Annotated in this window: 11 protein-coding genes and 1 pseudogene; 6 read left to right on the forward strand and 6 right to left on the reverse strand. The window is 65.3% G+C overall.

The annotated features are described in order from the left end of the window. Positions 1-11: 11 nt before the first annotated feature. Together ACFWFP_RS10925 and ACFWFP_RS10930 are read right to left on the reverse strand one after the other, a co-directional pair. Positions 12-1,157: an acyl-CoA dehydrogenase family protein gene (locus tag ACFWFP_RS10925; protein WP_379294544.1), complete on the reverse strand. Its 1,146-nt coding sequence runs from the start codon at positions 1,155-1,157 to the stop codon at positions 12-14. 35 nt (positions 1,158-1,192) lie between these two features. Beyond that, positions 1,193-2,701: an aldehyde dehydrogenase family protein gene (locus ACFWFP_RS10930; RefSeq protein ID WP_379294545.1), complete on the reverse strand. Its 1,509-nt coding sequence runs from the start codon at positions 2,699-2,701 to the stop codon at positions 1,193-1,195. A 233-nt stretch (positions 2,702-2,934) separates the two neighbouring features. On the opposite strand from ACFWFP_RS10930, the gene ACFWFP_RS10935 reads away from it, so the two are divergent. The 4 genes from ACFWFP_RS10935 (at position 2,935) to ACFWFP_RS10950 (ending at position 7,887) form a co-directional block, all read left to right on the forward strand. Next, on the forward strand, positions 2,935-3,921 hold the full coding sequence (locus tag ACFWFP_RS10935; RefSeq protein ID WP_379294546.1) for an NAD(P)H-dependent flavin oxidoreductase: 987 nt from the start codon (positions 2,935-2,937) through the stop codon (positions 3,919-3,921). Next, a complete protein-coding gene (locus tag ACFWFP_RS10940) occupies positions 3,918-4,724 on the forward strand; it encodes an enoyl-CoA hydratase-related protein (protein ID WP_379294547.1) in 807 nt (268 codons plus the stop codon). Before ACFWFP_RS10935 ends, ACFWFP_RS10940 begins: the two co-directional genes overlap by 4 nt. Before the next feature lie 28 nt (positions 4,725-4,752). After that, on the forward strand, positions 4,753-6,330 hold the full coding sequence (gene fadD5, locus ACFWFP_RS10945; protein ID WP_379294548.1) for a fatty-acid--CoA ligase FadD5: 1,578 nt from the start codon (positions 4,753-4,755) through the stop codon (positions 6,328-6,330). A gap of 378 nt (positions 6,331-6,708) precedes the next feature. Then, positions 6,709-7,887, forward strand: coding sequence for a PucR family transcriptional regulator (locus ACFWFP_RS10950; protein WP_379294549.1), 1,179 nt, complete (start codon positions 6,709-6,711; stop codon positions 7,885-7,887). A 108-nt stretch (positions 7,888-7,995) separates the two neighbouring features. Here the strand turns inward: ACFWFP_RS10950 and ACFWFP_RS10955 are convergent. The 3 genes and pseudogenes from ACFWFP_RS10955 to ACFWFP_RS10965 form a co-directional block, all read right to left on the reverse strand. Next, positions 7,996-8,163: pseudogene (locus ACFWFP_RS10955) on the reverse strand (twin-arginine translocase subunit TatC); the annotation flags it as partial. A 36-nt stretch (positions 8,164-8,199) separates the two neighbouring features. Continuing rightward, on the reverse strand, positions 8,200-8,463 hold the full coding sequence (gene tatA, locus ACFWFP_RS10960) for a Sec-independent protein translocase subunit TatA (RefSeq protein ID WP_379294550.1): 264 nt from the start codon (positions 8,461-8,463) through the stop codon (positions 8,200-8,202). 87 nt (positions 8,464-8,550) lie between these two features. Further along, complete coding sequence (locus ACFWFP_RS10965; RefSeq protein WP_379294551.1) at positions 8,551-9,492, reverse strand: PucR family transcriptional regulator; 942 nt, start codon at positions 9,490-9,492, stop codon at positions 8,551-8,553. 616 nt (positions 9,493-10,108) lie between these two features. Between ACFWFP_RS10965 and ACFWFP_RS10970 the strand changes: the two genes are divergently transcribed. Further along, complete coding sequence (locus ACFWFP_RS10970) at positions 10,109-10,549, forward strand: group 1 truncated hemoglobin (RefSeq protein WP_379294552.1); 441 nt, start codon at positions 10,109-10,111, stop codon at positions 10,547-10,549. A gap of 59 nt (positions 10,550-10,608) precedes the next feature. On the opposite strand, the gene ACFWFP_RS10975 is transcribed toward ACFWFP_RS10970, so the two are convergent. Beyond that, complete coding sequence (locus ACFWFP_RS10975; protein ID WP_379294553.1) at positions 10,609-12,213, reverse strand: acyl-CoA synthetase; 1,605 nt, start codon at positions 12,211-12,213, stop codon at positions 10,609-10,611. Between the two features lie 239 nt (positions 12,214-12,452). Between ACFWFP_RS10975 and ACFWFP_RS10980 the strand changes: the two genes are divergently transcribed. Continuing rightward, positions 12,453-13,310 (forward strand): oxygenase MpaB family protein, encoded by an 858-nt coding sequence (locus ACFWFP_RS10980; RefSeq protein WP_379294554.1) that lies wholly within the window; start codon positions 12,453-12,455, stop codon positions 13,308-13,310. Positions 13,311-13,463: the final 153 nt, after the last annotated feature.

Below are 13,463 nucleotides of genomic sequence, written 5' to 3' on the forward strand. Positions count from 1 at the left end.
TCCCCTCCTGGTCAGAGACCGAATGTCTTACCGATGATGTCGCGCTGGATCTCGCTCGTACCGCCGAAGATCGTGGACACCAGGGCACCACGGACATGCTTTTCCATGTCGAACTCGCGGGCGTAGCCGTAGCCGCCCATCATCTGCATCCCGGCGAGTGCGACCTGCTTGGACGTCTCGGTGGCCTTGAGCTTGGCCATCGATGCTTCGCGCGCGAAGGTCTTGGTGGGATTGGCGTCGACAGCGGCGGCCACGCTGTAGACCAGCAGTTTGGTGCACTCGATCTCGGTCGCGAGATCGGCCACCCGGTGCCGCAGCGCCTGGAAGGAGCCGATCGGCCTGCCGAACTGCTTGCGCTCACTGATGAACTGCAGCGTGTCCTCGAAGGCGCGCTCGGCAGCGCCGAGGCTCATCGCGGCCAGGATGAGCCGCTCGAAGTTCAATCCGGTCATCAGCTGACGCCAGCCGTTGCCCACCTCGCCGACCACCGCGTCCTCGGGGAGCAGACAGTCGGTGAAGTACAGGTCGTTGGTCTCCTTCTGGTTGCCCATCAGCTCGATCGGGCTGATCTTGAGCCCCGGCGTGTTGGCGGGCACATGGAACATGGTGAGTCCCTCGTGTTTGCCGCCACTGCGATCGGTGCGCACGACCAGCAGGATGTTCTCCGAGATGTGCGCGTTGGAGCACCAGGTCTTCTGACCGTTGATCAGCCAGCCGTCGTTGGTCTTCTCCGCTTTGGCGGTGATGTTGCCGACGTCGGAGCCCGCCTCCGGTTCCGACATCGAAATCGACTGCGACGCACCACGAACGATGCCGCGCAGGACGACGTCCTTTTGGGCCTCGGTCCCGAACTTGGCGTAGGCGCCACCGGTGATGAGGGTCGGCCCGATCGCACCGATCGGCAGCATGCCGCGCAGGCTCTCCTCGAGCAGGATGCACATGTCGACCATCGTGGCGTCGGAGCCGCCGTACTGCTCGGGCACGGTCAGGCCGAGCCAGCCGAGATCGGCCATCTTGGCGTAGACACCCGCGTTGTGTTGCTCGGCATCGTGGTCGGTGAGCGCGTCACGCTTCTCCCGGGTGCCCGCCTCACGCTTGGCGAACGCGGCGACCGCTGCCGCGAATTCCTGCTGTTCCGGGCTGAATTCGACGCCCATAGTGATTGTTCTCCCTTGTTTCGTTGGGTTGAGGATCAGCTACCGGTGCGGTAACGCATCGTGGTGACGCGGCGGATGAGTCGCATCGTCGACGCTGTCCGGGAAAATGACTGCAATGCGACAGAATTGATGGCGAACCGCTGACGAGCGATCGAATGCGTTCGAGTGAATTCGCGCAGCCCCTGCGCACCGTGGATGCGCCCGATCCCGGATTCGCCGACGCCACCGAACGGCAGCGCGGGAATGGCGGCGTAGGCAGCGGGCGTGTTCACCGAGGTCGCGCCGGCGCGCAGTTGCCGCGCGATCTCCATGCCGCGCTTACGCGAATAGACCGAGGAGGCCAGCCCGTACCGTGAGGCGTTGGTCAGCGCGATCGCTTCCGCGACATCGGCGACCGCGCGCACCGTCAGGGTCGGCCCGAAGGTCTCCTCACGGACCGCGGCCGAATCCTCCGGCGCGTCGAGCAACACCACCGGTGAGACGAAGGGCGCGCGCACCGAATCGCGACCACCGAACACCGCTGTCGCGCCGCGCTCGAGCGCGTCCTCGATGTGCGCGGAGACCACGTCGATCTGGGCGGGCATGGTCATCGGACCGTAGGACGACGACTCGTCGGATCCCGGGACCAGCGTACCGACGATCTTGCGAACTTCGGCCAGGAACTCGTCGAGCACCGAAGCCACGACATAGCACCGTTCGGTTCCGACGCAGGTCTGGCCCGCGTTCGCCATCGCGTTCCACACGACACCGTCGGCCGCGGCGGCGACATCGGCATCCTCGGCCACGATCGCCGCGTCCTTGCCGCCGCATTCGAGCAGTACCGGGGTCAGTGTCGGCGCCGCGGCGGCCATGATCCGCGCGCCGGTCGCCGTGGAACCGGTGAAGGCGATCTTGTCCACCCCGGAGGTCACCAGCGCCGCTCCGGTTGCCCCGTAACCGGTGAGCACGCTCAGAATGCCTTCCGGCAGTTCAGGATTGGCGGCAGCGAAGGCTTCGACGTACCAGCGTCCCACGCCTGCGGTGAACTCGCTCGGCTTGAAGATCACGGTGTTGCCCGCGGCCAGCGCGTAGGCGATCGAACCGTTGGGGGTGTACACCGGGTAGTTCCAGGGGCCGATCACGCCGACCACACCGAGCGGTCGATACTCGATCACCGCTTCGTGGTTGGCCATCATCAGCCCGGGGAACACGCGCTGGGGAGCCAGCAGCTTGCCCGCGTTGCCCGCGGCCCATTCGAGGTGTTCGACGGCGGTGATCACCTCGAGGAACGCGTCGTCGAGCGGCTTGCCGTTCTCCCGGTGGATCAGGGCGCAGAACTCGTCGATGTTGACGATCAGATGTTTCGCCCAGCGGCGCAGCGCGGCTTTTCTGTCCTTGGCTCGCATTCCCGCCCAGCCTGGTGCGGCCGCGCGAGCGCGGGCGACGGCGTCGGCCACGGCGGCCTCGTCGTCGACCGGCCAGCGGCCGAGGACCGCACCGGTCACAGGATGGTGGGTCTCGAGAAACTGCTTGTCGACAGCCTCTGCGACCAGGGATTCAGTCATCGGCGACTTCTTTCGAAAGGAATCGGATCGGCCCTGTCTCCGCACTCCCGATCACCGGATCGACCAGGGCGGACCCAGCGGTTTTCGCGCTCGGCCCGAGTTCGTTGACAGGAACGCTCCAGCTCGGTTAAGTTAACACCCATTCTCAATAAGTTAATCACGATTCTCGCCGGATGCAAAGAGGCCATGGGTTCCTTGCACCGGCGCAGAACTCCCGAGCGGAGAGAGGCTCAATGCTGCGCACCCGATTCACCGAGGCATTCGGTGTCGAGCACCCCATCGTGCAGGGCGGGATGATGTGGGTCGGCCGTGCCGAACTCGCGGCCGCGGTCTCAGAAGCCGGCGGTCTGGGCATCATCACCGGTCTGACTCAGCCGACTCCCCAGGCGTTGCGCGAGGAAATCGCTCGGACCAGGGATCTCACCGACAAGCCGTTCGGCGTGAATCTGACGATCCTGCCGTCGATCACACCGCCGCCCTACGCGGAGTACCGCCAGGCGATCATCGACGGCGGCGTCCCGATCGTCGAGATCGCGGGCGGCAACCCGGCGACCCACCTGCCCTACCTCAAAGACGCGGGCATCAAGGTGCTGCACAAGTGCACCAGCGTCAAGCACGCGCTCAAGGCTCAACAGGTCGGCGTCGACGCCGTCAGTATCGACGGCTTCGAATGCGCCGGTCATCCCGGCGAGAACGACACACCGGGCTTGGTCCTGATTCCCGCCGCCGCGCGCGAGATCGAGATCCCGATGATCGCCTCTGGCGGCATCGCCGATGCTCGCGGGCTGGTCGCCGCGATGGCGCTCGGCGCGGACGGCGTCAATATGGGCACCAGGTTCCTGTGCACGGTCGAGTCGCCCATCGCGCACGTGGTCAAGGAACAGATCGTCGCCAACACCGAGCTCGACACCAAGCTGATCTTCCGGACCTTGAACAACACTGCCCGAGTCGCCGACAACGCCGTGAGCCGCCAGGTCGTCGAGATCGAGCGCGGTGGCGGCACGTTCGACGATGTGCGCGAACTCGTCGCAGGCGCTCGCGGCCGCAAGGTCTACGAGGACGGCGACCTCGACGCCGGCATCTGGAGCGTCGGCCAGTGTCAGGGCTTGATCCACGACATTCCCACCTGCGCGGACCTGGTGGCGCGGATCGTGCGTGAGGCCGAAACGCTCATCGCGGGACGCCTGGCCACGTCGATCGTCGAAACGGTGGCCCGATGAGCGAGAGCATTCTGGTCGAGGAAGAAGGCGGCATCCTGCGCCTGACGATCGACCGCCAAGCACGGCTGAACGCGATCGACCTCGAAGCGATGACCGAACTGGGCGATCTCATCAGCGCTGCCGCGGCCCGGCCTTCCGTTCGGGTGATCGTGCTGACCGGTGCGGGCAAAGCGTTCTGCACCGGCGCCGACCTGGCCGCGGCCGCCGCCGCGGGCGGCAACGAAGCCTCACCACAGGTCGTGATGGACACCGCCAACGCCCTGATCCGCGCGATCATCGCCGCACCGACTCCGGTGATCGCGCGGATCAACGGGCCCGCCGCCGGTGTCGGCGCCTCGATCGCACTGGCCGCCGATCTCGTCTACGCCGCCGACAGCGCCTACCTGCTGCTGCCGTTCACCTCCATCGGCCTGATGCCCGACGGCGGCGCCACGGCGGTCGTCGCCGCCGCCATGGGTCGTGCCAGGGCCGCGGAAATGGCGCTGCTGGGCGCTCGACTGCCCGCCGCCGACGCCGCCGCGGCGGGCTTGATCACCCGATGCGTACCCGCCGCCGCACTCGACGATCAGATCGAGGCTGTCGCCGCCCAACTCGCGGCGGGTCCCCGTCGCGCGCTGCAACTGACGAAAGCTGCCATCAACGCGGCGACGCTGACCGAACTCGACGCCGCACTCGCGCGCGAGAAGGACGGACAGATCGAGCTGCTGACCTCCGCGGACTTCCTCGAAGGAATGACCGCGATGCTCACCCGTCGCGCGCCGAACTTCACCGGCGCCGTGCATCCGATCGCCGAACCGGCCTAACCCTTTCCGCGCCTTCGAGGAGACGACGATGTCCACAGAACCCCTGCGCTCGCGCCGCAATCACTGGATGAACCAGATCGCGATCCATGCCACCACCATCCCGGACGCTCCCGCCCTGCGTTACCTCGGCAAAACCACCAGCTGGGGTGAACTGCACTGGCGGGTGGGACGGTTGTCCGACGCGCTCGATCGCCGCGGCGTCAAGCCCGGCGACCGCGTGATGATTTTGATGCTCAACAACACCGAGTACCTCGAATCGGTGTTCGCGATCAACACGCTGGGCGCGATCGCGGTGCCGGTGAACTTCCGGCTCACTCCGCCCGAGATCGCCTTCCTGGTCGCCGACAGCGGCGCCGCGGTAATCATCACCGACGCGGTGCTCGCCCCCCTCGCCGCAGCGGTCTCCGCCCAGTCCCCTGACCTGCGTACTCGGATCGTGGTCGGTGCGCCGAGCGGCGACGGCGCTCTCGGCTACGAGGACCTCATCGCCGAGACCGGCGAACCGCGCGAGCCACGCGATATCGCCGAAGACACCGCCGCACTGATCATGTACACCTCCGGCACCACCGGAAACCCCAAGGGCGCGGTCCTGACCCACCTGAACATGAGTTCACAGGCCCTCACCTGTATCCGCGCCATGCGCTACAGCGCCGACGACATCGCCTTCTGCGCGTCGCCGCTGTTCCACATCGCCGGACTGGGCAGCGTCGCATCGTGTTTCGTCCTCGGCGCGTTGACGGTGATCCATCCGCTCAAGGCGTTCGACGCGGGCGAGGTGCTCGATGCCTGGGAGAGCGAGCGCGCGACCTCGGTGTTCCTCGTGCCCGCCCAATGGCAGGTGGTGTGCGCCGATCCGACTGTCGCACAGCGCGATCTGCGGCTGCGGGTGATCAGCTGGGGCGCGGCCCCGGCCTCCGACACCGTGCTGCGAGCCATGGCGCAGACCTTCCCGAACGCGCTCAATGTGGCGGTCTTCGGGCAGACCGAGATGTCGCCGATCACCTGCGTCCTCGACGGCGAGGACGCGATCCGCAAGCTCGGCTCGGTCGGCAAGCCGATCCCCACCATCGCCACCCGGGTCGTCGACGACGAGATGAACGATGTCGCCCAGGGCGAGATCGGCGAAATCGTCTATCGCGGACCGACTTTGATGCGCGAGTACTGGAACAACCCGCGCGCGACCGCTGACGCGTTCGCCGGCGGCTGGTTCCACTCCGGTGATCTCGTGCGCCTCGACGAGGAAGGCTTCGTCTACGTCGTCGACCGCAAGAAGGACATGATCATCTCCGGCGGCGAGAACATCTACTGCGCCGAGGTGGAGAACGTGCTGTTCGCGCACCCGCGGATCAGAGAGGCCGCGGTGATCGGCCGCGTCGACGACAAATGGGGTGAGGTCCCGGTCGCGATCGTGGCCGTGGAGGACGCCGACGACATCAGTCTCGCCGACCTCGAACCGCACCTCAACACCCATCTCGCCCGCTACAAGCACCCGAAGGACCTCGTGGTGGTCGACGCCCTGCCGCGCAATGCGGGCGGCAAGGTCGTCAAGCACGAACTGCGCAAACTGCACGGCTCGACGGGCTTGACACCGGCAGCCACCAGCTGAGTCAACCCGATTCCGCTGCGAATTCCGGCGGTGGTCTCCTCGGCAGCCGAGCCGTGGAGACCACCGCCGATTTGTATGAACTCCCACACCGTCGCTGATTCGATCACAATAAGTTGCCGACTATTTGTGTCGATTAATCGCGGAATTCGACTGCGCATTCTCACCTTGCAGCCATCACATCGAATGATGTTACTGTTCATTCCGCATCGAGAATGGGAACATGATGCACCCGCACGAGCGGCCGCCGACGTAGCCGGTTCGCTCGTGCGGACCCATCTCCCCTACCGCGCCCGATAATTCGCCACAGCTCCACCCATCGCTTTGCTCCAGAGCAGCCGCCGCTGCGGCGTCTGATCGGCGCGGAAAGGGATACCCACGATGACAATCCCCTCCGACAATGCCGAATGGCGGCCATCGCTACCCGATGTGGCAACGTTGACCGATCAATTGGTCACCCATTTCATCGACGATGTGGCGCAGTGCGATATTTCGCCCGGCACGCCGATGGCATCGAGAATCGTAACGATCACCCGGATATCCCTCGAGATCGCGCAAGCAATGCTGGAGGGACGCGATGTCGCACACGAACTCGGCGAACTCGCGATCATCGCCGCGGGATTGGCGTGCGACAGCGTACCCATCGACCTCGTCCTGCACGGTTTCCATGAGGGCGTGCGGATCGTTGTCGGCCAGTTGTTCGTCCAGTACCTGGATTGCACCCGCGAGACGGTGATCGATGGATTCCGGATCGCCATGGCCATCAACGATCAACTCTGCACGACAGTGTCGCACGCGTACATCGCCGAACACGGCGGAGCGACATGCGGACAGGACGCCGAGCGGACTCTCATGTCCGCTCTGCTGGCCGAACAATGGGCACCCGCCACAGCCCGCACAGGCGGCATATCCATCGCCGACACGTACTCGGTGCTCGCCATCGCGATGCGCGCGAACCCGGACGCGGGGATTGCCTTGCACTACCTGCACAGGTTGCGGAAAGCTCTGACACAACACAGCGACGGGCAGGGATTGGCACGGCTGTCGATCGACGGCGGGACCGTGCTCATCCCGACCGAGGCGGTCGCCGAGCACGAACTCGACGCGCTGGTCGCCGCGATGGCGGAGGCGGCGCGCGTCGACCTCGTCGCGGCGGTGGTGTCCGCGCCTGCCGCCGACGTCGCCTCAGCCGCGAAAACCGCACACGAAATACTCGATGTGGTCGAGCGACTCGAATGCGCACCGGGCCTCTATCGATTCGATCAACTCGCCTTGGAGTACCAGCTCTCCCGGCCAGGTCTTGGCCTTTCCCTGCTCGGTGAGTTGCTGGCGCCGCTGGACGAGTATCCCGAATTGTGGAAGACCTTGCGGGTGCACATCGCCAACAACCTGAACCGGGCGCAGACCGCGCGGATCTTGAATATCCACACCAATACCGTCGACTACCGGCTTCGCCGAATCGCCCGGCTCACCGGGCTCAACCCGGCGCGGGCATCGGATCTGTGGCAGTTGCGATCGGCGATGGTCGCGCGAGAATGCCGCGATGACAACCCCAGATAATGATGGAGCCTACGGAGATGTTCAGCAGCATCGGGTGTAGCGAGACGATCATTCTGGTCGTCGCCGCCCGGGTGGCAGACCACCGACTACATCTGAAAGGCCCGGGGCCGCCCGCGTCGAAGGGTCGAGCGCGCAATACGGCCCGAGCAACACATCACCCACTCCGAGAACCGCATGCACGCACCAAAAAACTCCGAGCGCTGTCGTGACCGCGACAGCGGCCATCGAGATCAGCAGCCTGGCCCGCACCTCTTGGAGATGCTGGACCAGTGACATCGTGCCGTCAGGATCGGCCAGGCACTGGCCTTTTGATCAGAGCGTCTTCGTCGGGCGAGTCACCGGCTCGACGAAAGGCGTCGTCGGCGCCGGCGCCGAGGGAGGCAGCCCTGTGTTCTCGCGGGCCGACCGCTCGTTTGCCGCGTCCGCGTCGTCGGACTGCATTTGACTCACCTCACTCTTGAAGATCCGTAGCGACCGGCCCAGACCGCGAGCGGCATCCGGCATACGCTTCGCACCGAAGAACAGCACGAACACCGCCGCGACTATCAACCAGTGCCAGACGCTGAACTGACCCATCATTACCTCCTATATCGACATGCTGGACCGGGAACCGACTCACATCGCATTCCACGCGAGCGCAGGAACCTGGACAGGCGGCCCGCTCTATTTCTCCTGATAATTCGCTTTACGCACGACCAGCGCCGATTGCAGATACCAGAGCCCATCGGCCGATGCAGGATCGAAGCCCGTCAGTTTGCGGATACTCTTCAGCCGGTAGTCGATGGTGTTCATATGGACACTGAGCTGGCGCGCGGTTCGGCGACGGTTCAGGTTGTTGTCGAGGTGCGTGCACAAGGTTTCCATCAGGATCGGATGATCGTCGAGTGGATTCAGAATCGCATCGAGATGCCGGCGCACGGCAGATGGTCTGGTCAGCTGATATTCGACCGCCAGATCAGCGAAACGGAACAGGCCGGGTGGCCGCTGAATTCGTTGCACGAGATCCAAGAGTTCGCACAGGTGGTCCACGGTTTCCGGGACTCTCGCCGGCGGCGCCTCCGCGCAGGTCGCGGTCATGTCGACGCCGGCCGCGGCGGAGAGCACAGCCAACAACGTGTCGAGATCCCGTGTTTCGGCCGACGGAATGAGTATGACTCCACCGCGCACATCGAGCCGCGACAACGCACGCACCGACCCGTGCCGATCCAGGGCCGCCCGGACATTTCGGATCATTCGCCGGACATCCATCTGCGTAACAAAGGTGTCGGACCTGTCGTCACTACCGGACGGAAAGTGCACCGCCAGCACGGAATAGCTCGCGGCGACCTCGAAACCACTGCACCGCGTCACCGTCGACGTATCCCGGCCCGCGAGCAACGCAACCGCCAAGGCGTTCCTGACTCGTTGATCCTCGACGACCTCGGCCTCGAGATGGTCGGTGTACGCGAGTGATATCGCCGCCGTCACGGTGTCCAGCATTTCGTTCGCCAGTTGGCGCACGACCGTGAGCTTCTGCTCTTCGGTGCCGGCCACACTCGAGGCGATCAGCTCCAGACTCGTGGAGAAGCCCTGATCGATCGCCCGATCGATCACTTCGCCGGGCACCTCGGCACGGGCTCGTGACGACCCAGCGATGCGATGTCGCACGGTGTCGCCGCGTCCACGGGCCGGAAGTGTGGCCAGGACACCGCCGTTGGCGCCACCGGGGCGCGCAGCCATGCTCTCGAGCATTCGGGAGACCAACTCGTCGGCGAGTGCCCGGACCCTGAGGGAGGACTCCGCCGTGGCCACACGGGGCCGCGCGGAATCGATTCCGGGTGAATAGTCGGTAGTCATCTTTGACTTCCTCACTGCGTTCAACGTCGCCTCACGGCAGCGATGGCTGGCAAGCAGTCTCCCACGCCGAAGACGACAACACAAGATTATGTTAATGCCTATTCCATCGACTCGGGCGAGCGCTCTCCGCTGGAGGTCGGCCACTGTACGCATCCACCCACACACTGCCGGCGCTGGCAGTGGCCTCAATCCAGCTAATTGAGCTGCAGATAGCTAGATTTTCGCCAGTAGACCCACAGTGCCAGGCTTCCTGAGCGGACTACTTCAATCCCGAGACAGGCCGACCCATCGGAGATAAGTTACTGCCAATTCCTGTCTACTGAACATCTCCGGCGCCTGTCACCGACTACCCCATCGGCGACGTTCGCGAAACGAGGCTCCCACCATGGACGAACCGGATCGCCGCAGCACGTCTGCGTCCGACAACGATGCCGATGCATCGCGCGACAGCCTGCCGCTCTATGAGCGGATCGGCGGTCACGATGCCGTGGAGACGGTCGTCGACGACCTCTACCGACGCGTCCTCGCCGATGAGCGGTTGTCGCCGTTCTTCGCCGGTACCGACATCACCCGAATGAAGGGTCGGCAGGTCGAGTTCTTCGCTGCGCTACTCGGCGGCCCCGCGCCCTACGTCGGCGCGTCCCTGCGAACCGTTCATCGAGGCCGCGGCATCACCGTAGGCCATTTCACCCTGGTCGCAGGCCATCTCACCGATGCGCTCATCGCAGCCGGGCTCGATCGAGACCTGACAGACCACGTGATCAATGCGGTCGCACCGTTGGCCGGTGACATCGCCACGTCCCGAGAGTCACCCACCCCGCCGTGAACCACGGGTGGACACACACCGCGCCCAGGGCGCCCACAGAAGAAGGCGCGGCCCGGATCTCACTGCGGATCGGCGCTCTCGAGCTTGCGACGAAGCAGTTTGCCAGTGGCATTGCGTGGCAACTCGTCTACGAACACCACATCCCGCGGGACCTTGTGTCGCGCGAGGGTCGCTTTCACGTAGTCCTTCACCTGTTGCGCGTCGCACGACGCACCGGGCGCGGGCACGACGAACGCGCGCAGGCGTTTACCGAAGTCGCGATCGTCTACCCCCACCACGGCCGCCTCGAGGATGTCCGGTCGTTCTACGAGCAGGTTCTCGACCTCGAGCGGAAAGACGTTCTCCCCGCCGGAAACGATCATGTCGTCGTCGCGACCATCGATGAACAGTCTTCCCGCCGCATCGAAATGGCCGACATCGCCACTGGACTGCATTCCGTCGACGATCTCCTTACCGGTGCCGTCGGTATAGCCGCCGAAACTCAGTGCGCTGGCAACGAAGATGGTGCCGACCACGCCTGGTTCGGTGATCCGACGGCGATTGTCATCGAAGATCGCGACCCGGCAGCCCACGGGTGGGCGGCCCACAGTGCCGGGCGCTTCCCGCATATCGGAGGGCGTGGCGACAGCTGCCACCGCGACCTCCGTCGAGGCATACAGGTTGTAGAGCACCTCACCGAACGCCAGCGCGGTACGCCTGCTCAGGTCGGGCGAAATGGCGGATCCGGCCGCGAAGATCACCCGCAGCGAGGAAGTGTCGTATTCGGCCAGTACGGATTCACCCAGATCGACGATGCGCTGCAACATCGTCGGCACCAGCACCAGCGTGCCCGCGCGATGGCGTTCGATATCGGCCAGCGTGCGGCGTGGGTCGAATTTGCGCTGCTGCAAGATGATCGTGCTTCCGAGCGCCCAGCCGAGAATCAGCTGCGAGAGACCGGTGCCGTGGAACGCCGGTGCCGCGAGCACGGTCGTACTCGCCTTCGGCAAGGGGATCCGGTCGAGGAACTGCGCCGATTGCAAGGGCGACACTTTGCCTCGCGGTGCACCTTTCGGCGTGCCGGTCGTGCCGCTGGTGAGTACCACGATTCCGCCGGGCTGCGTGGGACTCGCCGGCGGCCGGGTGGGCTGACCCGCTCGGACATCGTCCAGCGTGGGCTGCCCGTGGTTCACCCAGCCGTCGTCCATAGTCAGAATCATCAGTAACTTAGCGGGGAGGCCGTCGAAGCGATGGAGGAACTCGGCGTCGAGCAGGATCGCACCCACGTTCTCGCGCTCGGCCACCGATACCAACTGCGGGCCCGCCATTCCCGTATTGAGCAACACGATTCGTGCGCCCAGCTTGCCCGCGGCCAGCAGCGACAAGACCATCCCCCGATGGTCCCGGCACAGCGCTCCCAGCACAGTGCCACTCGTGATCCCCCGCGCGGCAAGGCCGTTGGCCACCGCGTTCGACATGCGATCGAGCTCCGCGAAGGTCAGCGGCCCCTGCTCGTCGACAATGGCCGTGGCGGCACCGTCGTGGCGAGCCGCGTGCGCGAACGCGGTAGCGACAGGACCGAGCACTGTCGCATCCCTGGCGGTTCGCAGCAGCTCCACCGGGTGTCGCAGCTCGATCGCGCCACTTCTGCGCAGGACTGCGGCGGCGGACAAGCCGTCAGCCATCGTTCTGACCAGGGCCGTAGGCATGCTCGGGATCACCGGCATGGATACCTCCGAAGGGTTCGAGTACTCGGGACAAGCGATCGGAATCTGGGCACCGACGGCCGATGACGATCGTAGACTGCCCAGGAACAGTTAGTAACTTAATCCTACCGAAAGCACCGAAAAGCATTGTGGAGGTCCGACCTCGGATGAGAACATGAGTGCATGAATCTCTCATTCTTTCGAACCGGAGGCCGGTCATGACCCGTTCAGCAAGGGCTGGTCGGCCGCACGATGTCTCCGACGACATCGCGCGCCGACACCGCTACCTCAACGGTGTCGGCGCGTTGCTGGGCGGCCCGGCGAACGTGATCATGCAGCTGAGCCTGCCGCCGGTGGGGCGCGGCGTGGTGGAAAGCGTCGTCGAATCGGGCAGCTACGCGACACGGCCGGCCAAGCGCGGTCGGACCACGCTCACCTACCTCGCGGTGGCGATGATCGGCACCGAGGAGGATCAGGCGGCATACCGTGCCGCGGTGGGCACCGCGCACCGGCAGGTGCGCTCGGGACCGCACAGTCCTGTTCGGTACAACGCCTTCGACCCACAGCTGCAACTATGGGTGGCAGCCTGCCTGTACCGGGGCGTCCTGGATACGGTGAACCTGCTCTTCGGCGGGATGAACGAGCAGGATGCCGACGCGATGTATCGCGATGCCGCCAGGTTCGGGACAACGCTGCAGATGCCGGCCGAACTGTGGCCGGCCGACCGCGCGGCCTTCGACCGGTACTGGGATTCGATGCTCGGCGATCTGTCCTTCGATGACGAAGTCCGCACCTACCTGCTCAACTACGTGGTCGAGTTGGCGGCATGGCGTCGAGGCGTCCGCGTGGCGTTCGGTCGGGCGAATCGCTTCTTCACCACCGGGTTTCTGCCACAGCGGTTCCGTGACGAGTTGGGCCTGCCGTGGAGCCCGCGCAGGCAGCGCGTGTTCGAAATCGTGATGCGCACGCTCGGCCGACTACTCGAGGTGCTGCCGGACGCTTGGCGAGCTCAGCCCTTCGAGCGCTACCTGGACGATATGCGTGAGCGTCGATCCCAGGGCAAAAATCTGATCTGAGCAGAGGCAACAGACGGTAACGCTGGGATCCGATACGCGGAACGCTGGACGCCGTCCGTTTCGCGGTGTCGGGTGCCGCGCCGTTGTCCGGGGACACGATCCGATTCTTTGACGCGCTCGCAATCCCACTAGCCGCGACCCTAGCGGTATTCG

Source organism: Nocardia sp. NPDC060249, assembly GCF_042728755.1.
Classification (GTDB): Bacteria; Actinomycetota; Actinomycetes; order Mycobacteriales; family Mycobacteriaceae; genus Nocardia.

What these genes read in the sequence shown, in the direction of transcription:
- ACFWFP_RS10925 (WP_379294544.1), bottom strand. Translation starts at nt 1,157, where the DNA reads ATGGGCGTCGAATTCAGCCCGGAACAGCAGGAATTCGCGGCAGCGGTC.
- ACFWFP_RS10930 (WP_379294545.1), bottom strand. Translation starts at nt 2,701, where the DNA reads ATGACTGAATCCCTGGTCGCAGAGGCTGTCGACAAGCAGTTTCTCGAG.
- ACFWFP_RS10935 (WP_379294546.1), top strand. Translation starts at nt 2,935, where the DNA reads ATGCTGCGCACCCGATTCACCGAGGCATTCGGTGTCGAGCACCCCATC.
- ACFWFP_RS10940 (WP_379294547.1), top strand. Translation starts at nt 3,918, where the DNA reads ATGAGCGAGAGCATTCTGGTCGAGGAAGAAGGCGGCATCCTGCGCCTG.
- fadD5 (WP_379294548.1), top strand. Translation starts at nt 4,753, where the DNA reads ATGTCCACAGAACCCCTGCGCTCGCGCCGCAATCACTGGATGAACCAG.
- ACFWFP_RS10950 (WP_379294549.1), top strand. Translation starts at nt 6,709, where the DNA reads ATGACAATCCCCTCCGACAATGCCGAATGGCGGCCATCGCTACCCGAT.
- tatA (WP_379294550.1), bottom strand. Translation starts at nt 8,463, where the DNA reads ATGGGTCAGTTCAGCGTCTGGCACTGGTTGATAGTCGCGGCGGTGTTC.
- ACFWFP_RS10970 (WP_379294552.1), top strand. Translation starts at nt 10,109, where the DNA reads ATGGACGAACCGGATCGCCGCAGCACGTCTGCGTCCGACAACGATGCC.
- ACFWFP_RS10975 (WP_379294553.1), bottom strand. Translation starts at nt 12,213, where the DNA reads ATGGCTGACGGCTTGTCCGCCGCCGCAGTCCTGCGCAGAAGTGGCGCG.
- ACFWFP_RS10980 (WP_379294554.1), top strand. Translation starts at nt 12,453, where the DNA reads ATGACCCGTTCAGCAAGGGCTGGTCGGCCGCACGATGTCTCCGACGAC.